13 protein-coding genes are annotated in these 21,043 nt (G+C 35.9%); 7 read left to right on the top strand and 6 right to left on the bottom strand.

What is annotated here, in order from left to right; translation table 11 throughout:
- Nucleotides 1-24 precede the first annotated feature (24 nt).
- The 3 genes from pgmB to C8C84_RS05615 form a co-directional block, all read right to left on the bottom strand.
- On the bottom strand, nucleotides 25-678 hold the full coding sequence (gene pgmB / locus C8C84_RS05605) for a beta-phosphoglucomutase (RefSeq protein ID WP_121312602.1): 654 nt from the start codon (nucleotides 676-678) through the stop codon (nucleotides 25-27).
- Nucleotides 678-2,027 carry an MFS transporter gene (locus C8C84_RS05610; protein WP_121312603.1) on the bottom strand — a complete coding sequence of 450 codons (1,350 nt, stop codon included), beginning with the start codon at nucleotides 2,025-2,027 and terminating at the stop codon, nucleotides 678-680. The genes pgmB and C8C84_RS05610 overlap by 1 nt, the downstream gene beginning before the upstream one ends.
- Nucleotides 2,028-2,214: 187 nt before the next feature.
- Nucleotides 2,215-3,234, bottom strand: coding sequence for a LacI family DNA-binding transcriptional regulator (locus C8C84_RS05615; RefSeq protein ID WP_121314980.1), 1,020 nt, complete (start codon nucleotides 3,232-3,234; stop codon nucleotides 2,215-2,217).
- A 218-nt stretch (nucleotides 3,235-3,452) separates the two neighbouring features.
- Here C8C84_RS05615 and C8C84_RS05620 point away from each other — a divergent pair, with 218 nt between their 5' ends.
- The 7 genes from C8C84_RS05620 to C8C84_RS05650 all read left to right on the top strand — a co-directional run bounded on the left by C8C84_RS05620 (nucleotide 3,453) and on the right by C8C84_RS05650 (nucleotide 17,332).
- Nucleotides 3,453-6,389: a SusC/RagA family TonB-linked outer membrane protein gene (locus tag C8C84_RS05620; RefSeq protein WP_121312604.1), complete on the top strand. Its 2,937-nt coding sequence runs from the start codon at nucleotides 3,453-3,455 to the stop codon at nucleotides 6,387-6,389.
- Nucleotides 6,390-6,398: 9 nt separating this feature from the next.
- Entirely contained in the window at nucleotides 6,399-8,021 is a 1,623-nt protein-coding gene (locus tag C8C84_RS05625; RefSeq protein ID WP_121312605.1) for a RagB/SusD family nutrient uptake outer membrane protein, read from the top strand.
- 24 nt (nucleotides 8,022-8,045) lie between these two features.
- Nucleotides 8,046-9,167 (top strand): SusE domain-containing protein, encoded by a 1,122-nt coding sequence (locus C8C84_RS05630; RefSeq protein WP_121312606.1) that lies wholly within the window; start codon nucleotides 8,046-8,048, stop codon nucleotides 9,165-9,167.
- A 70-nt stretch (nucleotides 9,168-9,237) separates the two neighbouring features.
- Complete coding sequence (locus C8C84_RS05635) at nucleotides 9,238-12,126, top strand: alpha-amylase family glycosyl hydrolase (protein ID WP_121312607.1); 2,889 nt, start codon at nucleotides 9,238-9,240, stop codon at nucleotides 12,124-12,126.
- 120 nt (nucleotides 12,127-12,246) lie between these two features.
- Nucleotides 12,247-15,018 carry an AsmA family protein gene (locus tag C8C84_RS05640; protein WP_121312608.1) on the top strand — a complete coding sequence of 924 codons (2,772 nt, stop codon included), beginning with the start codon at nucleotides 12,247-12,249 and terminating at the stop codon, nucleotides 15,016-15,018.
- A 78-nt stretch (nucleotides 15,019-15,096) separates the two neighbouring features.
- A complete protein-coding gene (locus C8C84_RS05645; RefSeq protein ID WP_121312609.1) occupies nucleotides 15,097-16,413 on the top strand; it encodes a hydroxymethylglutaryl-CoA reductase, degradative in 1,317 nt (438 codons plus the stop codon).
- Nucleotides 16,414-16,417: 4 nt separating this feature from the next.
- Nucleotides 16,418-17,332 carry a GYDIA family GHMP kinase gene (locus C8C84_RS05650; protein WP_121312610.1) on the top strand — a complete coding sequence of 305 codons (915 nt, stop codon included), beginning with the start codon at nucleotides 16,418-16,420 and terminating at the stop codon, nucleotides 17,330-17,332.
- 52 nt (nucleotides 17,333-17,384) lie between these two features.
- Here C8C84_RS05650 and C8C84_RS05655 read toward each other — a convergent pair whose 3' ends face one another.
- The 3 genes from C8C84_RS05655 to C8C84_RS05665 all read right to left on the bottom strand — a co-directional run bounded on the left by C8C84_RS05655 (nucleotide 17,385) and on the right by C8C84_RS05665 (nucleotide 21,041).
- The gene (locus tag C8C84_RS05655) at nucleotides 17,385-19,478 is read right to left on the bottom strand and encodes a peptidylprolyl isomerase (RefSeq protein WP_121312611.1); all 2,094 of its coding nucleotides are present in this window, start codon (nucleotides 19,476-19,478) and stop codon (nucleotides 17,385-17,387) included.
- A gap of 108 nt (nucleotides 19,479-19,586) precedes the next feature.
- Nucleotides 19,587-20,846, bottom strand: a complete 1,260-nt coding sequence (locus C8C84_RS05660) for a hemolysin family protein (protein WP_121312612.1) — start codon at nucleotides 20,844-20,846, stop codon at nucleotides 19,587-19,589.
- 3 nt (nucleotides 20,847-20,849) lie between these two features.
- Entirely contained in the window at nucleotides 20,850-21,041 is a 192-nt protein-coding gene (locus C8C84_RS05665) for a hypothetical protein (RefSeq protein WP_121312613.1), read from the bottom strand.
- Between the last annotated feature and the right edge of the window lie 2 nt (nucleotides 21,042-21,043).

Consider the following 21,043-nt stretch of genomic DNA (forward strand, 5'->3'; position numbering starts at 1 on the left):
TTATTGTCCTTTTATCATTCAATTTTAGTCTAGAAGTGCTTCTATAAAAGAAAGGTCCATAAACGTAAAATCTTTAAAATTGTATTTTGCTTCATGCAATATCTCTTCTTCTCCAATGCCGACACTTATCATATTGGCAATATTGGCGGCTTGTATTCCGGCAACACTGTCTTCAAAAACAATACAGTTTTTGTTGTTTGCTTTTACCAATTTGGCTGCTCTTAGAAAAACCTCCGGATCGGGTTTGGCATTGGCTACATCATTACCATCAACGATTGCGTCAAAAAAGTGTAAGATTCCTGTTTTTTCTAAAATAGGTCGGGCGTTTTTACTCGCCGAACCTAAAGCAATCAGTTGTTTTTTTTCTTTAATAAATTGAAGAACGTTGATTACACCCGGTAGTAATTCGCTTTCGTCCATATCGACCAGATAAGATAAATACTCTTCATTTTTTTGGATTAACCATTTGTTTTTGTCTTCTTGTGATGCTTGAACATTGCCCAGCGCTAAAATAATCTCAAGAGAACGAACGCGGCTAACGCCTTTTAATTCTTCGTTGTGTTCTGGGGTAAATTCGATTCCTAACTCTTGAGCTAATTTTTGCCACGCCAAAAAATGGTATTTGGCTGTGTCTACGATTACTCCGTCAAGGTCGAAAATGAATGCTTTTTTACTCATTAATTAATGTCTTTACTGTCTTTAACTTTTAGGGCTAAAAATGCGGCAATGATGAAACTTACGCCACTCATTACTAAAGCATAAATAGCATGGTCGCCATATACATATTTCACTAGCGGACCACCAATTAAAGCGTTAATGATTTGCGGGATTACGATGAAGAAATTGAATATTCCCATGTAAACTCCCATTTTTTTCGGGTGGATTGAACCTGCCAGAATTGCATAAGGCATCGCTAAAATACTTGCCCAGGCAAACCCGACTAATATCATGGAAAATATCAATGATTCTTTATTGGGCATAAAATACATAGAGATCAGTCCGATTCCACCTAATACAAGGGAAAGAGCATGCGTTTTTCTTCTTCCGATTTGTTTTGCAATATAAGGAAGTATGAATGCTACGATAGCAGATACGAAATTGTAAACTCCAAAGATGATTCCAACCCAATCTCCTGCAGATTGAAATTCAGGACTTTTGGTGTCTTCTACTGATAGTCCATAAATGTGTTGAGCAATGGCCGGCGTAGTAAAAACCCACATTCCGAAGAGACCAAACCAAGAGAAGAATTGAACCCAACTCAATTGGCGCATGGTTTCGGGCATTTTGGCAAAGTCTGTAAAAATATCAGAGAGTTTAGATTCTTTGGTTTCTCCCATAGCTTCTTCATGCTCTTTCTCATCGCGAAATTGCGCTAATTCTTCAGGCGAATACTCTTTGGTAGTAAAAATGGTTACCAAAATAGTAGCAATCAAAATGGCGGCTCCTATGATGAAAGAATAAATCAAATTATTTGGAATAGCGGAAGTTTCAGTAGGTAAATTGCTTACACCAAACCATTCGTTTAAAACATAGGGAAGCCACGAACCTACTACAGCACCAATTCCAATTAAAGCGGTTTGAACACTAAAGCCTAAAGTGTGTTGGTCGGCTCTTAAATTGTCACCAACTAAGGCTCTAAAAGGTTCCATAGCAATGTTGAACGAAGCGTCCATAATCATCAGCATTCCGGCACCAACCCATAAAGCGGGCATAAAGGCAATAAATATTTCTGCTTGTGGCATTAATATCAAACCGATTGAAGCCAACAAAGCTCCTGCTAAAAAGTATGGTTTTCTTCTGCCAAACCTTCCCCAAGTATTATCGCTGTAATGGCCTATTATGGGCTGAACAATTAATCCCATTAAGGGTGCAATAATCCAAAACCATGATAACTCATGGACATCAGCACCAAAAATTTGAAGAATTCTACTGGCATTAGCATTTTGAAGGGCAAAACCCATCTGGATTCCTAAGAAACCGAAACTCATGTTCCAAATTTCCCAGAAACTTAATTTACGCTTTTCCATTATCGTAATTTGTTGATTTTTAAAACGATAAGCGCCTTGCTTATCAAAACTTTAATCTATTTTCGAAGTAAAGTACAAGCTTTGATAATTATCGTAAAGATAACAAAGAATTTATATTGAGACTATTCTCCTAAAAAAAAATGGCATCAACTGGTTACGAAAACGTTTTTTGTTGATAAAAACCTTTTTATTTCGTGGATTCTCTTTCTACCAATTCGGTTTCGATCACTTCAGTTCTGTATTGTTCTTCGTCTTCTTCTTCGGCTTCTAGTCTTTCAATCAGCATTTTAGCGGCTTTGCCTCCCATTTTCACGCCGTTTTGACTTACGGTGGTAATACTTGGAGAAGAATATTTAGAGATAATACCGTCTGTGAAACCGATAATTGAAATGTCTTCCGGAACTTTCTTGCCTAGTTTGTTGGCTTCTTTTATAGCGGTTACGGCGAATAATTCGTTTACGGCAAAAACAGCATCGATTTCATTGTTCGCTAAGAGATTAGCTATACTGTCTTCGAAGTTTTCAGTGTCTTCGATTTTCAAAATTAGATTGTCATCTACTTTGATGTCATTATTTTTTAGGGCTTTGGTGTAACCTTCGGTTCTGAGTTTTCCGACGCTCACATAATCAACTGTTGAAATCAGAGCAATTTTTTTAAAGCCTTTATCAATTAAATGTTGGGTAGCATTAAAAGCTGCAAGATTGTCATCAATGATTACTTTGTCGCAAAGAATTTCATTGGTTACGCGATCAAACATAACGACCGGCATTCCTTGATTAATGACTTCGACGATGTGGTGAAAATCTTTCTTTTGTTGGGTTTCTTTTGACAGCGACATGATGAAGCCATCGATACTTCCGTTAGCCAACATTTCCATGTTAATTACTTCTTTATCAAAAGATTCGTCGGAAAGACAGACCAAAACATTATAGCCATTTTCGTTGGCTACATTTTCGACGCCGCTGATTACTGTGGCAAAAAAATGATGGATAATTTCAGGAATAATAATACAAATGGTCTTTGTTTTTTTGTTCTTTAAACTTAAGGCGATATTGTTGGGTTTGTAATTGTATAATTTGGCAAATGCCTGCACTTTTTGTCTGGTATCTTCGCTTATTTCCAAGCTGTTTCTCAAGGATTTTGAGACGGTTGAAATGGAGACATCAAGCTCTCTGGCAATTTGTTTAAGCGTTACTTTTCTTTTCATGTGATAAATAATGATTTCTGAATAAAGATATAAGTTATTTTTTATTCTTTCAATTTTAGCCTTAAAATAATACAATAACAGAAAAGTTTTCAACACGAAAACGTTTTCGGTATAGATTTAACAAGTGTTAATTTCAAAAATTGATTTTTTTACATAAATTTAACATTCGAAGTAAAAGTACAAGCACAAAATTAAATTTTTTAACCTAAACAAAACGTATGAAAACAATTTACAAAAAGTTGTTATTTTTATTCCTGTTACTGCCTTTTGGCGCTCTTGCACAGAGCTCTTTAAGTGGAGTTGTTCTTGATAGCAAATCAAACCAACCCTTGCCAGGTGTAAATGTAATTGTTCAAGGTGCAAACAGCAGCACCACAACAGATTTTGACGGAAAATTCCAGTTAGGAGGCCTAAAAAACGGAGACAAAGTTGTCTTTTCGTTTATAGGATATGACTCTAAAACGGTTACTTTTTCAGGTCAGAATACGGTAAACATTAGCTTAGAGGAAAGTGCTAACCAACTGCAAGAAGTTGTAGTTCAGGTTGGTTATGGAACTGTTAAGAAAAAAGACGCCACTGGTTCAGTAACTACTGTAGGCGCAAAAGACTTTAACAAAGGCTCCAATGTAACCGCAGAAAATTTACTTAACGGTAGAGTGGCGGGTTTAACAGTCAACACGAGTGGGGCTCCGGGTTCTGGTTCTGAAATAAGAATTAGAGGAGGTTCTTCTTTGTTTGCATCTAATGACCCGTTAATTGTAATTGATGGCTTGCCAATTGAAAATAATGCGGATAACAACAGAGGAACAACTTCGGTTCTGGCAGCTTTAAATCCGAATGACATAGAGAGTTTTACAGTGCTAAAAGATGCATCTGCTACTGCAATTTACGGTTCTAGAGCTTCAAATGGAGTTATTATCATTACCACTAAAAGAGGAGGAAAAAAATTAGCGGTTGACTATAATTTTCAATATGGTTCTGGAAGATTAGTAGATAAAATCAGTGTTTTTAACGGTGATGCTTATCGTGACTTAATTACGGATTTAAGACCAGGAGATGTTTCAATGTTGGGAACTGCGAATACTGATTGGCAGGATAAAATCTACAGAAGAACTGATTATGTTGACAATAACATTTCTATTAAAGGGAATTTATTTAACATAATACCAGCACGTTTGTCTTTTGGGAATACCTATCAAGAAGGTTTGAGATTGACAAATACTTTCAATAGAAATACAGTTTCGACTGCATTGAATCCTTCTTTTTTTAACGATCATTTAAAAATTAGATTGAATGCTACTTATACTAATGAGAAAAACAGATTTGCCGATGGTGTTGAAGGTTCTGCCTTAAGGTTTAACCCTACGCAGCCAGTTTATGACCCTGCTTCGCCTTTTGGAGGGTTTTTTGAGTATTACAATCCAGATGGTACTTTACAGTTAGGAACAAGAAATCCAGTTGCTCAATTGTTACAAACCGATGACAGAGGTGTAAATAACCGAGTTTTTGGTAACTTTGAGATTGATTACAAATTCCACTTTTTCCCAGCATTGAGAGCGGTTATCAACCTTGGATTTGATGAAGCAAATGGTGAAAGAACAAAATTAATGGGAGCTGATGCCGCCTCCGGACCAAGTAATAATAACTTACCTTATGGTAAAAATGAATACGAAGAGAGTATTGCTAGAAATAAATTATTTGATGCTTACTTAGTATACACCAAGACTTTTGGCAAAATAGACTTTGAAGCACAAGCTGGTTACTCTTATCAGATTCGTCAAAACCAAATTCAATCAACAGGGAATATTTTAGACCCTAACTTACCTTCAAATTTTCCTGAAACTACAATCTTTACAGATAATGTGTTGCTCGGATATTTTGGTAGAACCAAGTTAGCGATTAACGATACCTACTTATTTACATTTACTGTTAGAAGAGATGGTTCTTCGAGATTTCCATCAAATGAAAAGTATGGTACTTTTCCATCGGCAGCTTTTGCATGGAAATTAAAAAATGTAGCATTTAAAGACTCAAAGGTTATTTCTGATTTAAAATTAAGATTAGGGTATGGTATAACAGGTCAACAAGAGTTTGGTGGGTTTAATGAAAGAAATTTCTATTTACAACAGTATACTACAGGAAGTGGATCTAGTCAATATATTTTTGGGACTTCACCAACTCCTATCGCAATTTCGAATCCATACAATCCTGCTTTGAAATGGGAGCAAACAACTACCTATAACGTTGGTTTTGATTATGGTTTGTTTAATGATAGAATAACAGGAGCATTAGATTTATTTTATAAAGTATCAGATGATTTGATTGTAAATGCAGCTTTTGCTGATGGCGGTAACTTCTCAAATGCCGGATTTCAAAATATTGGTAGTTTCTCTACAAAAGGTATCGAGTTTTCTTTAGATGCACAGGTTATAAAAAATGATAATTTCAACTGGAATGTTAACTTCAATACAACAGCTTTCAAAAGAAGAATTGATGAGTTAGCATATGGTGCCGATATTTTCACAGGAGATACCGGAGCCGGAACAGGAGGAACTGCTCAAATTTTAAGAGAAGGATATACACCTTATTCATTTTATGTTTACAAGCAATTGTATGATGCTTCGGGGTCTCCAATTGAAGGTGCCTATGCAGATTTGAATGGAGATGGAATCATCAATGGAGATGATAGATATATTTATAAAAACGCAGATCCTAAAGTAACTTTTGGTTTTGCTTCAACTATGAATTATAAAAATTTCGATTTTTCATTCAATGCCAGAGCAAGCTATGGTGCTAGAATATACAACGCAGTTAATGCAGGTAGAGCCCAATACAATTCTTTGATTAATGGTGTTCTTGAAAATGTTCCAACTTCAGTTTTAAACACAGGATTTACTACTACAGCAGATGTGGTTTTGTCAGACATCTATGTTGAAAACGGGTCTTTTATCAGATTAGATAATGTAACTTTAGGGTATACTTTCCCTAAATGGATTGAAGGAAAAGCTTCTTTGAGATTGTTCACCGGTGTTCAAAATGCGCTTTTGATTACCGACTATTCAGGATTAGATCCTGAAATAACTAATAATGGAAGAGATAATACTATTTATCCTAGACAAAGATCTTTCTTATTTGGTGCAAATATTAAATTTTAAAAAAAAACTATGAAAAAATTAAAAATTAATGCGTATTATTTATTAGGTTTTTTCTTTGTACTTAATTCATGTACAGATGATCTAAATGTAGTGCCTACAGATGATGATGTATTTTTATCAGAACAGTTTTTCGCACAACCGGGAGCATACAAGTCCGGATTGGCGGGAGTTTATGGTAATTTGGCATTAACGGGCGCTGGCGATGCGGGTTCTTCTTTTCTTCAAGGAATTGATGCAGGAACCAGTCAGTTTACAAGATGTTTGTGGTATTTACAGAATTTAACCACAGATGAAGTTATTTGGAGTTATGAAAATGACCCTGGTACTAGAGAATTACAAAGAAATATTTGGAATGAAAGCAATCCTCTTATTTTAGGAATGTTTAGTAGAACAATGGCTGAAGTTGCTTTGGCAAATGAATATTTGCGTCAAACAACTCCGGCTAAGCTAAGCGGAAGAGGCGTTACCGATGCTACTTTGCTAAGCGACATTGAGGATTATAGAAATGAAGTTAGAGTTTTAAGAGCTTATGCTTATTATAACTTGATGGATTTGTATGGTAAAGCGCCATTTTTGACAGAGGCAGACCCTATAAATACAGTTGGTCCCGAATATGATAGGGCTGAATTATTTGCTTTTATTGAGAGTGAGTTAACTGAAGTTTTGCCAAATTTGAAAGCTCCTAGAACAAATGAAGGCGGGAGACTAGACCAAGGTTTTGCTAGAATGGTTCTGGCTAAAATTTATTTAAATGCGGAAGTATATATTGGCGCTAACCGCTATGCTGACTGCTTAACTCAATGTACACAAATCATTAGCGGAGGATATGCTTTAAAACCAAATTATCTAGACAATTTTAAAGCAGATAATAATACCTCAGAGGAAATGATTTTTACTATTCAGTCTGATGGTCAAGTAACTCAAAGTTACGGAGCAACAACAGTTATGGTTAATGGTCAAATAGGCTCTTTAGAAGCTAATGGAACTTCATTTGGTGTTGGTTCTGGTGGATGGGGTGGTGCCTTACGCTTAAGAAAGCAATTTGTTCAAAAATTTGATGGAGTAGCTTATGATTTTGATGCGAGAAAAACAATTTCAGGTGGCGGTCCTAGAGCGCTAGATATTGCTGATATCGCCGACAAAAATCAAGGGTACATTTTATCCAAGTTTTCTAATATCAGCTCGACAGGTATTCCTGGTGGAAATTCAACTTTTGTAAATACAGATTTTCCTCTGTTCAGATTGGCTGATGTTTATTTGATGTATGCAGAAGCACAAATGAGAAGAGACGGCGCTACAAATGGTAGTACTACTACTAATGTGAGTTCCGAGTCATTAGTGTATTTAAATTCTTTAAGAGAAAGAGCTAATGATGGAAATTTTGCGAATGTAGCAAGTAGTGATGTAACTTTGGATTTTATCATCGATGAAAGAGCCAGAGAATTGCATTGGGAAGGTCACAGAAGACAAGATTTAATTCGATTTGGAAAATATACAGGCGGAAGCTATAACTGGGCATGGAAAGGTAATGGCGTTAATGGAATTTCAATTTCAAATAACTTAAAATTATTCCCAATACCAGCTCAATCTTTAGCCTCAAACCCTAATTTAACACAGAACCCAGGTTATTAATCAAAAATTTTAAAAGTATAAAAGATGAAAAACAAATATAAAATAGTATTAGCAGTAATTGCATTTATGGGGATTACCTCATGTACAGATGATGATAATTTAAAATTTTCAGAACCTGAAGGCTCATTTTCAATCGTAACACCATTATCAGGAGAATCTATAGTTTTGAATGAAGCAACTCCGACCAATCCAGGTATAGCACTTACGTGGTCTCCTATGGATTACACAACACCTACTGAGGTTACTTATACTGTTCAATTAGCGCCAAATGGTTCTGATTTTTCTAATGCTCAAGATCTAGCTTCAACGACTAGTACTTTTGCAACCATTCAGTCAGATGTTTTGAATTTAGCTGTTTTAACTGCTGGAGGGACTCCTTTTGTGCAAAGTCCGGTAGATATTAGAATCAAAGCGACAACCGGAACAACGGGAACTCAAGAAGTTTATTCTTCTACAATTACCTATTTAGTTACGGCTTATGGTTGTTTAGGACAATATGCTGTAGGAGCCGGAATCCCTTCTGCGGGATGGAATTGGGATTCTCCACTAAGCTTAATTTGTGATGATAATGTTTTAACAGCGACCACAAATTTTGCCAATGATGCTTTCAGAATTTTCACTGTAAGTGGAGATTGGAATACAGGGAGAAACTATCCTTACTACATTACAGAAGGATATACCATTAGCTCTAATTTCGAAAATGCCGGAGATGGTGATAGTAATTTCAGATTCATAGGAACTCCGGGTACTTATCGTTTTAAAATAGATGCTAACACAAAAAAAATAACAGCTTTTCAAGGTACAACAGCTGCTAGTTCTAACTGGTTAGTTGGTGCTGCTACTCCTGGAGGATGGTCATGGGCCGGTAACAATGAAACAGAATTCGGTTTGATTTCTGACGGTGTTTATGAAGCAAAAATTGTTATGACCAGCGGTGAAGCATTCAGAATATTTTTAGGAAATAATGGAGGAGATAGCTGGGACTTAGGAAGCAGAAATTATCCTTATTACCAGTCAAATGGTTATACAATCGATTCTGAATTAGTAAATGCGGCTGATGGAGATAGTAATATTAGATATACTGGTCCAACAGCTCTTAGAACATTTAAAATAAACACTATTACCAAAGTAATTACGGTAGATTAAGTAAACAACATTAACAATTTAATAATGGACTGAGAAATAAAGCTCTCAGTCCATTTTATATCTTCAAGCTATGAAAAAGAACTATTTAATATTAGTAATTTTGATGATGTTTACTTATTTGTCTTTCGGACAGATAACAACATCTCCCACTACGGTTCTTGCGGATCAAACAGCTACCATTACATTTAATAAAACCGGAACACCATTGGCATCTTATACAGGAACAATTTATGCTTATGTTGGTGTAACAGTGAATGGAGTACAATGGCAAAATATTAAAGGAAGCGCCACTTGGGGAAATAATCTGCAACCTACAATGACTCAAGTAACGAGTAATACTTATAGTCTTACTATTTCACCTGATTTATACACTTATTTCGGTGTAGGAACTACAAACTCAATAACACAAATTTGTATTATATTTAGAAGTGCCGATGCTTCAATGCAAACTTCTGATGCCTTTATTCCTGTTGGAGCTTTTCAATATACTTTAACTGCACCACTTTTAAACAGCAGTAATATCATAACAAACGGGTCAAATGTAACTGTAACAGCAAACAATACTAATGGTAGTGCTACCTATAATCTTTTAGCAAATGGAGTGTCTATCAATACAACTACTACAGCTTCCTATTCTTATACGGATACCAATGTTACTGTAAATAAAAACTACGAATTAAGAATTACACAAGGAACAACAACCTTTTCAGCAAGATTTGCAGTTGTCATAAATCCAGGCACAAATTCATTAGCAATGCCCGCTGGGCTGGTTGATGGGATTAATTATAATCCATCAGATCCTACTAAAGCAACTTTGGTGTTAAATGCTCCAACAAAAAGTTTTGTTTATGTGGCTGGTAGTTTTAATAGTTGGCAACCCAATGCAACATATGCAATGAAAAAAGATACCGCATCGGGATCTACTAAATATTGGTTGGAACTAACAGGATTAACACCCGGTCAAATGTATGCTTATCAATATTGGGTATGTGACGTAGTTAATGTGCCAATTGGGTCACCAGCAATAGTTAAGACAGCGGATCCTTATTCAAAATTAGTTTTATCTCCTTTTGATGATCCAGAAATTGTAACTTTAGGAGTTTATCCTGGATTACCGATTTATAACGACATCGCTCCGGGACAACAACGAGAAGTGTCTGTTCTACAGACTGGGCCAACAGCATGGTGGAACTATACTTGGAGTGCAGCAACAACAAATTTTGTTAAACCTAAAAAGAAAGATTTAGTTATTTATGAAGTTTTGGTTCGCGATTTTGACGCCAACAGAACATACCAGGATTTGATAAATAGAATTGACTATTTCAAAAATTTAAAAATCAATGCCATCCAACTTATGCCGGTAATGGAGTTTGAAGGTAATATGAGTTGGGGTTACAATACAGTTTACCACATGGCTTTAGACAAAAGATATGGATCGCCTGCTAAACTAAAGGAATTGATCGATTTATGTCATCAAAACGGAATAGCGGTAATACTCGATATTGCTTTAAACCACGTCTTTGGTCGTTCCCCTTTAGAAAGAATGTGGATGTTAGATACTGACAATGATGGCTGGGCAAATGGTACAGGTTTCAGAACTACAACTGAAAATCCTTATCTTCACCAAGAAGCGAAACATTCTTATAATGTCGGAGGCGATATCAACCATTTTAGAACAACTGGTCCAGGTGGAGATGTAATCACTCCTTATGTTACTGAAACCATCAGAACTTGGATTCAAGATTATAAAATTGATGGTTTCCGTTGGGATTTAACCAAAGGGTTTACCAATAGTTGTACAAGTGGAGATGAGGGATGTACCAATAGCTATCTTACAGACAGAGTCGCAAAATTGAAACAGTATGCCGATATTCAATGGGCTTATGATCCTAATTTTTTAGTAATTTTTGAACATTTAGGTAATGGTGGTTCGGCTTCAGAAGAATTGGAATGGGCAAACTACCTACGTTCAGGGGATACCAAAGGAATCATGCAGTGGAGAAAAATGACTGATCCTTATGCTAATTTATTAAAAGGAAATTATGCTGACCTTTCAGGAGTAGCAGATGCTACAACCAATAGATTTATTGGCTACGCCGAAAGTCATGACGAAGAAAGAGTAGGTTATAAGGCTTTTAACGAAGCTGGACAAACCCAAGGAAATTTACCTAAAATTTTGCAAAGATTTCCAGCGATGGGAGCAGTTCATCTTTTGGTTCCAGGACCAAAAATGATATGGCATTTTGGAGATTTAGGAAATACAGCTTCCTTGTGGACCTGTAATAACGGAGTTGTTTCGTACTCAGCACCAGATTGTAAATTGGATACAAAGCCACAACCTCAATGGGTTGACAATTGGCTTGGCGATGCAGCTCGATTAAATATTTACAACAGTTGGGCCAAAATGATTGAATTGAAAAAAACTGAAACTGTTTTTGAAGATGGACAATATGCCTGGAATCTAAGTGCTACCGGTAGTCCAAGACTTGATATTTGGACTAGTACTTCACAAACTCCTACTTTAAGTTATGTTTTTGTCAGAACAAATTTTTCAGATAATACTTTAAATACCGGAGCTGGATTTCCTTTTGCCGGAACTTGGTATAACTTAATGGATAATTCAACTATTACTGTTACCGATACTAACATGAACATATCAATTCCTCCTGGAGAATTCAGAGTTTACGGAAATAAGCAATCAACTTTAAGTACAGATGAATTCAGTCCTGTCAATAGTGTTAGTTTATATCCAAATCCAACTTCAGGAAGTTTCAGTATCAAAGGAGAAGTTTCTAAAGTAGAAGTATACTCAATCACAGGTCAATTGGTTAAATCATTTGAAAACATTTCATCTGAAGATTACCAATTCGATATCAATGACTTAAATAATGGGGTTTATTTAGTGAAAGCAATCGACCTAAATAACAATTCAAAAACCATGAAAGTCATCAAACAATAAGGTTAGATTAGTTATATAATTATTTTGCAGAAGCCACGTTTTTAAAGCGTGGCTTTTGTTTTTTATAAAAATTTTCATCATAAATTTTTTTGTCTCTTTTACCCTTTGTATTTTTGACCCATGAAAAAGCCATCAAAACCAATCATAGTCAGGATTTTAAAGATTACAGGAATCACTTTGGGTTCGATAATCTTATTGATGTTTTTGATACCTATTCTTTTTCCCGGAAAAATTGCCGAAGAGGTAAAAGCCTTTGCCAATAAAAAACTTAACGGCGAACTCGATTTTAAAGAAGCCAATCTCTCGTTCTTCAATCATTTTCCGTCATTGACTTTAACATTAACTGATTTTTCTTTAAAAGGCTCTGCACCATACCAAAAAGAAACGCTGATTTCTGCCAATGAAGTATCATTCGGAATCGATATTGGTTCTCTTATTTTTGACAAAAGTGTTACGATTGATAAGATTTATGTGTCCAATGCGCTAATCAATGTAAAGGTCAATGCCAAAGGGGAAGCCAATTATAACGTTTATATAGCCGAACCCGAAACAAAGCCAAAAGACACCACCAGCAACACTTCACTTCGCTTAGATAAAATCGCCATCGAAGACAGTCATTTGGTTTATGATGACCAATCGACTAAAATTTTAATCGATGCCAATGGGTTTAATTACATTGGAAACGGTGATTTAGACAAAGCTATTTTTGATATTTATACCGAAGCCGAAATTGAAGATTTCGACTTTACTTACGACGGTGAACAATATTTAAAAAATAAAAAGGTAAAAGCCGATTTGATTACCAAAATCAACACCAATTCCTTGGCGTTTGTCTTCCAACAAAACAACTTAAAAATCAACAAACTTCCGGTAGAATTCAACGGTAAGTTTGACTTCTTGAGTAATGGCTACGATATGGATTTCAATATCAAATCAGAAGACAGTAAGTTGAATGATTTCTTTACCGCATTGCCACCGGCTTATGTTACTTGGCTCGATAAAACCAAAGTCAAAGGAAGAGCCGATTTGTCTTTTACGCTAAAAGGAAAATACATTGCTTCCAAAAATCAAAAACCCGATGTGGCTTTCAATATGAAAATCCGTGACGGTTTAATTGAATACAAAGATGCGCCGTTTCCGGTATCGAATATCTTCTTGAATTTCGATACCAAATTACCTTCATTGGACACCGAAAAATTGAGAGTGAATATCGATTCGATCTTTTTCAATGTCGATAAAGATTATGTCAAAGCGATAATCAAAACAGAAGGTTTATCGACGCCAAATGTCAGTGCGAGAATCTATTCCAAAATCGATTTGGCCCAAATGGACAAAGCCTTCGGATTGGAAAATATGGATTTGCGCGGTGTCTTAAATATGGACATCAAATCCAATGGTGTTTACGACAAAAAGAACAACAAGATTCCCGTAACCGATGGTAAAATCAATTTCAAGAATGGTTATGTAAAAACGGATTATTACCCAAATCCAATTAAAAATATCAATTTAGTCGCCACAATTTTAGACAAAAAAGGGTCGCTCGAAGATTTGAGTATCAACATCATGCCGGCGTCTTTTGAGTTTGAAGGCAAACCAATTTTTGTCAATGCTAAATTGCAGAATTTTGCAAATATCATCTACGATATCAAAGCCAAAGGTGAATTAGATTTAGGCAAAATCTACAAAGTTTTCTCCCAAAAAGGACTCGATGTTGAAGGTTATGTCAATGCCGATGTCGCTTTCAAAGGTTCGCAAGAAGATGCTATGAACGGCCGATACAATAAGTTGCAAAATAGCGGCACTTTAATGCTGAAAAATATCAAAACCACTTCAGGATATTTACCAAAACCGTTTGTGATCAAAGAAGGAACGTTTGTGTTTAACCAAGACAAAATGAATTTCAATGATTTCATAGCGGCTTATGGTCAGTCCGATTTTAAAATGAATGGTTATTTGCAAAACGTAATTGATTTTGTACTGACTGATAAAGCCATTTTAAAAGGCAACTTTCAATTGCATGCGAACTACATCAATGTTGATGAATTCATGGCGCAAACAACTACGGTTAGGGATACTGTCGAAAATACGGAAACCAGTGCAACGCCAGCCGGAGTTATAGTCATTCCGGCTAATTTCGACTTGCAATTTAACGCTACAGCGAACAAAATCAATTTTGATGGTTTGGCGATTGACCATCTGAAAGGCAACATGAAAATCAACAAAGGTCAATTGGAACTCAAACAATCCGGTTTTGATTTGATTGGTTCCAATGTCAAAATGGATTTGGTTTACGGAAGTCAATCGGCTGAAAAAGCTTTCTTTGATTTTAAAATTTTGGCCAAAGAATTCGATATCAAACGCGCTTACAACGAAGTGAAAATGTTCAAGGAAATGGCTTCCGCCGCTGAAAGTGCCGAAGGAATTGTTTCGTTAGATTACAAAGTGGCCGGAATTCTCGATGCCAATATGCAACCAATTTATCCGTCTTTAACCGGAGCCGGAACTTTATCGGTGAAGAAAGTCAAAATGAAAGGATTTAAAATGTTTGGCGCTGTCAGTAAAAAAACAGGCAAAGACGCCATCAAAAATCCGGATGTATCGCAAGTTGATATCAAAACGACTATTAAGAACAACATTATCAATATCGAACGTTTCAAATTCAAAGTCGCCGGTTTCCGCCCAAGAATTGAAGGGCAAACCAGTTTTGACGGCAATCTGAATATCAAAATGCGTTTGGGTTTACCGCCATTCGGTATTCTGGGCATTCCGATTAAAGTCACCGGAACGCAAGACAATCCGAAAGTCAAATTAGGCAAACAAACCGAAGACTTACAAGAAACTGAATACGAAGGCGATGTGCCTAAACCCATATCTTCGGAACCAAAACCCTAATAATTTCCACTGGTTTTTGGATAACAAATTCAATCGCTATCACTTATCTTTGTAGCCACTTAACTTTTATCATCGTATATGAATAATGCAGTTGCCGGTTTTTCCAAATTGTCCAAAGAAGAAAAAATCAATTGGATTGCGAATGAATATTTCACTAATCCAACCGAAGCGATTAGAACCATCAAACAATATTGGAACAATGATGACAAACTCCAACAATTGCATGATGAGTTTATAGAAAATACGATTACCAATTTCTATTTGCCGATGGGCATAGCGCCTAATTTCCTTATCAATGGGAAATATTATTCGGTACCCATGGTGATTGAAGAAAGTTCGGTTGTAGCTGCCGCAGCCAAATCAGCTAAGTTTTGGAGCACGCGTGGCGGATTTAAAGCGACCGTTTTGAATACAGAAAAGATTGGACAAGTTCACTTTTTGTTCAAAGGCGATTCCGCTAAACTGCAATCATTTTTCAATTCAGTTAAAGCAACTTTAATCGATTCCACCGAAAGCATTACCAAAAACATGCAAAAGCGTGGCGGCGGTATTTTAGGATTGGAACTCAGAGATAAAACTTCCGAATTAAAGCATTATTATCAACTCCATGCAACGTTTGAAACCAAAGACAGCATGGGCGCGAATTTTATCAATTCGTGTTTAGAACAATTGGCCAAAACTTTAAAAGAAGAAGCTCAAAATTATTCCGAGTTTGATGAAGCCGAAAAAAGCATTACTGTCGTGATGAGCATTTTGTCCAACTTTGTTCCTAATTGTATTGTTCGTGCCGAAGTTTCCTGTAAAGTAGATGATTTAGCCGAAAAGAAAATCGAAAACCCACAAGAGTTTGCCGAGAAATTTGTGCAAGCCGTTCGCATCGCCGAAATCGAACCTTTCCGTGCCGTGACGCACAACAAAGGCATCATGAATGGTGTTGATGCAGTGGTTTTGGCCACCGGAAATGATTTCAGAGCAGTCGAAGCCGGTGTTCATGCTTATGCTTCCAGAAATGGACAATATTCGAGTTTGTCACATGCCAAAATCGAAAACGGTATTTTCACTTTTTGGATGGAAATCCCTTTGGCTTTAGGAACGGTTGGCGGATTAACTTCTTTACATCCATTGGTTAAAATGGCTTTGGAAATCTTGGGCAAACCTTCTGCGCAAGAATTGATGCAGGTTGTAGCCGTTACGGGATTGGCACAAAACTTTGCGGCACTGCGCTCATTAACAACTACCGGAATTCAGGAAGGTCACATGAAAATGCATTTGAATAATATTTTGAACCAATTCGAAGCGACTACAGATGAACGAAAAGCAATCGCAAAGCATTTCGAAAACAATACCGTGACGCATTCTGCTGTAGTGGAATTGATTCAAAATCTAAGAAAATAGTCTCTTGATAAAAAAATTTTATAGCAACGGAAAATTACTCATCACAGGGGAATATGTGGTGCTTGATGGTGCCAAGGCTTTTGCGTTGCCTACCAAATACGGTCAAAATCTAATCATAGAAGAAGCGGAAGACAACATCATCCAATGGACGAGTTACGACAGTGATAAAAGCATTTGGTTTGAAGACAATATTCCATTTGCCTCGATCGTTAGAAAAGAGCGTAATGATGATGACAAAAGCGTTAAAAACACTTTAATCGAAATTTTGCACGAAGCTTATTTGATGAATTCTGATTTTATAACAACTTCAAAAGGATACAATATTACGACCGAATTAACTTTTCCCAAATTATGGGGTTTAGGGACATCTTCTACATTAATCAATAATATTGCTCAATGGTTGCAAATTGATGCCTTTGAGCTGCTGAAAAGGAGTTTTGGCGGTAGTGGTTACGATATTGCTTGCGCTCAAAATAACTCCGGAATTTTGTACCAAATTGTCAACGACAAACCGATTGTGGAAATTGTAGATTTCAATCCCGATTTTACGGATAAAATCTTCTTTGTTTATCTGAATAAAAAGCAGAATAGCAAAAATGCGATTGCATCTTATTACAGCAATCAAGTCGATATTAGAAAAACGATTCCGGTTATAAATGATTTAACAAAAATTGTAGTTGAAGCTGATCAACCCAAAACTTTTGCTTTGGCTTTAGCACAACACGAAATTGAATTGAGCAACATTTTAGAATTGGCTACTGTAAAAGAAGTACTGTTTCATGACTTTAATGGCGTTGTCAAAAGTCTAGGCGCTTGGGGCGGCGATTTTGTCTTGAGTATTTCCAAAGAAGATCCGACCGATTACTTTAAAGAAAGAGGTTTTGAGATTGTTATTCCTTATCACGAAATGATATTATAATAAAAAAACCCTGAAGTTTAGCTTCAGGGTTTTTTGTAATTGTTATTTTCGATTAATAGAAATCAGCTCTGTTGTCTTGGATGTCTGCATCATTTTTCAAGGCTTGCATAAATCTTCCGGCGTTGCCAACAGCTTGTGGTTTTAATTTATTCACATAGTCTGTATATTTTGGAAGCGCTGGTGCTTTAGCAACTGTTTTAGTTACCAATACATAAACACCTGAATTACCCTCGATAGTTTTTGAAACCTGACCTGCTTTTGAAGAGAAAGCGGTTCCAACCACTTTTGGTTCAAATCCGGCGCCCGGAACTGCTGCGTTTTCAAGCGTTAAATCAACGGCATTCATAACCGTTACTTTGTTTGAAGCTGCAATAGCGGCTAATGAACTTCCGGTCATTTTCGCTTTAATCATTTCAGCTTTCTTTTTGTTTTTCAAAAGACCTTCCACTTGTGGTCTGGCTTCTTCAACAGACATTAATCCTTTTTCAGTTACTTTTTTCAATTTGGCAATTACATGACCAACATTAGCAATTTCAAAACGTTTTACATCACCAATATTGGTGTCACCGGCAAATGCCCATTTAACGATTTGTCTTTGGTTGCTGATTTGGCCAAAGTTCTCATCGATAGGTTTTACTCTTACAGATGGGTTAACCGTTAATTTAGCTTCTTTGGCTAAAGCAGCGAAATCTTTATTGGCAGCATCCATTTCAAATTTAGTAGCTTGCGTATAGATTTTGTCATTTGTAGATTCAGATGGCTCAATTTTTTCAGCAATAGTAGCCAATCTGATTGCGTCTTGTTTATCGGTAACGCTGATAATGTGGTAACCAAATTCTGTTTCTACTAAGCCAATTTTTCCAACCGGATTATTGAAAACGAAATCATTAAACGGTTTTACCATGGCGCCTGGAGCAAAATACCCTAAATCACCACCTTGTTGTGCTGATGAATCATCAGAATTAGACATCGCCAAAATCATAAACATAGATGGATTGGCCAAAGCTTGAGCCAATAAGCCTTCTGCTTTAGCTTTTGCTTCTTCTTTAGTTCTTTTCTCTTTTTTGTTTGGCACTTGAGTTCCTTCCCAACTAATTAAGATATGACTTGCTTTTGATTTAGCGCCTGCTTTTCTTCCTAAAGCTTTAGAAATACAGTAGTAGTTGCTAAACATATATGGTCCGTAAACTTCACCTGTAGCCAATGCAAATAATTTATCTGCGTGTTCAGCCGGTAAATCTTGTTTGGCAATATAAGTTGAGTCGAAAGGAATATCAGAATTTTGGTTTACATAATCCGCTACATTAGTAGCCGATTGGAAACTTGGAATGGTATCGTTTTTGCCGTCTTTGAATTCAACACGACTAGTCAATAACGAATTAATTTTGTTTTTAACTTCTGCTTCATCTTCAGCAGATGGTTTTTCTTGAATAAGAACATAATCCAATTCGCGAGTTTCCTCTGATTTGAATTTTTTCTCCTTAGTTTTCATGTAAGCCAAAATCTCTTCGTCAGTAATTTTAACATCACTGTCTTTAATGCTTGAGAAAGGAACAGTAACAAAGTCAAAAGATACTTTGTTCATTTCTGCTTCATATTTAAATTTACCTTCAGCTTCAGTCGTGTATAAACCACCTTTTACTAATGAATTGTAAATTTGGTATTTTGCATTTAATTCTGCATCTTTTTCTCTTTCTTTCAAGATTTGAATTCCTTCCGGATTAGACTTGAAGTAATCTTTGAATTTCTTTACGTCAAATTTACCAGTGGCATCTAAAAACGCTGGGTTTTGTCCAATATTAGGATCTGCTTTGAATACTTCAACGATGTGTTTTTCGCCAACGCGCAAACCTAATTTTTCAAACTCAGCTGTAAGTAAAGCAATGCTTACTTCTTGATTCCAAACTTGGTTTGAAGCTTGCAAAGCAGTCACTTGTTGACCATTTTGTCCGTTTTTTTCAGCGTTTGCTACTTTTACTCTAAAGTCTTCATAAGCAATATCTTTTCCATTAACGCTTCCCACGTCTTTTGAGATGCTTTTAAATCCGTTGCTAAATAAATCTTGCACGACAAAAGCCAATAATGCAAAGCCAATAAGTATTAAAAGTAAGCCTGAGCGATTTCTAATTTTTGATAAAATTGCCATTTCTAATCTTGTTAATTTTTAATTCAGTTTGCGAAAATACAATTATCTGTGAAATAATAATACTCACTTAGTTATAATTTCAACTATTTTTTAATTTTTTTGCAGAAACTAATCGAATACTATCATTTTGACCAATTCGATTTTCTTATTCGTTGCTTCTTCGATGGTAAATTGGAAGTTTTCAATGGTGATTTGATCTCCTTTTTGTGGAATCTCTTTCGAAAAATCAACTATAAATCCACCCAAAGTGCCATAAGAATCACTTTCGGGTATGTTTAATTTATAAGTTTCATTAAGATATTCTACATCTAACCTTGTGGAAAACAAATAAGTAGCTTGGTCAAGTTGTTCTTCGATTAAAGCTTCGTCTGAATCGTGTTCGTCTTCAATCTCGCCAAAGAGCTCTTCAACGATGTCTTCGGTAGTTATAATCCCAGAAGTTCCACCATATTCATCAAGAACAACGGCTACGCTTTTTCGCTTTTTTGTAAGTAAATTAAGAACATCTTTAATAAAAATAGTTTCAGGTACAAATTCTACCGGAATCATAACCGATTTGATGGTTCTGGGTTTTTTAAAAAGTTCAAAAGAATGGACATAACCAACGATATCATCCAAAGTATTAATGTAAACTAAGATCTTAGAATAACCGGTTTCTATAAAAAGTTCTCTTAAATCGACGACAGAACTGTGCAAATTAACGGCTACTAATTCAGTTCGCGGTGTCATAATATCTCGGGCTTTAACACCTGAAAACTCTAAGGCATTTTGGAAAATTTGTATTTCTGAATCTACGGTTTCGTGGTCTTGCACGGAATTCATTTGTTCCGAAATATAATTGCCCAATTCTATTTTGCTAAAAGAAAGTGTTATTTGGTCACCTTCAGTTTTGAAAAATTTCTTCAGAATATAATCTGAAATCCAAATCATAAAAGAAGAAATATAGTAAAACAATCGGTAGAAGAAATAAGCCGGCAAAGCGAAAAATTTCAGAAAACTATTGGCGTAAATTTGGAAAAACACTTTCGGCAAAAACTCAGAAGTCATTAAAACAATCAGCGTAGAAATAAGCGTTTGTAATAACAAATTGGATAAATCGGAGAATTGATAACCTAAAGTTTTGAACCACCGCATTAGCAAATCGCCCATGAAGAATCCGTAAATCACCATGGTAACATTATTGCCTACCAACATGCTGGCAATGAATTTTGAAGGTTTTTCTGTTAGCTTGGTAAGGATTTTGGAAATGAAATTATCTTGTTTTTTTTCAATCTCAAGATAAATTTTATTGGAGGAAACAAAAGCGATTTCCATCCCTGAAAAAAATGCGGAAAGTATCAAACATATGATGATGATTCCGATTTCCATGAATTAAGGTTTTTTATTGCGCTCCGCAAATTTTCGGGCAAACCTTCTTCTAAAGAAAAACGTAAACACACAAACAGCGGCAAATAGTGCGCTGATGATAAAGTTTTCTCCATCTTTCCAACTGATAAAGGCGTCAACGGCAAATAGTAATCCGGCTAGTAAGTAAGCGTATTGTGTAAATCTTAAATAGTTCATAG

The sequence above is a fragment of the Flavobacterium sp. 102 genome (assembly GCF_003634615.1).
Taxonomy (GTDB): Bacteria; Bacteroidota; Bacteroidia; order Flavobacteriales; family Flavobacteriaceae; genus Flavobacterium.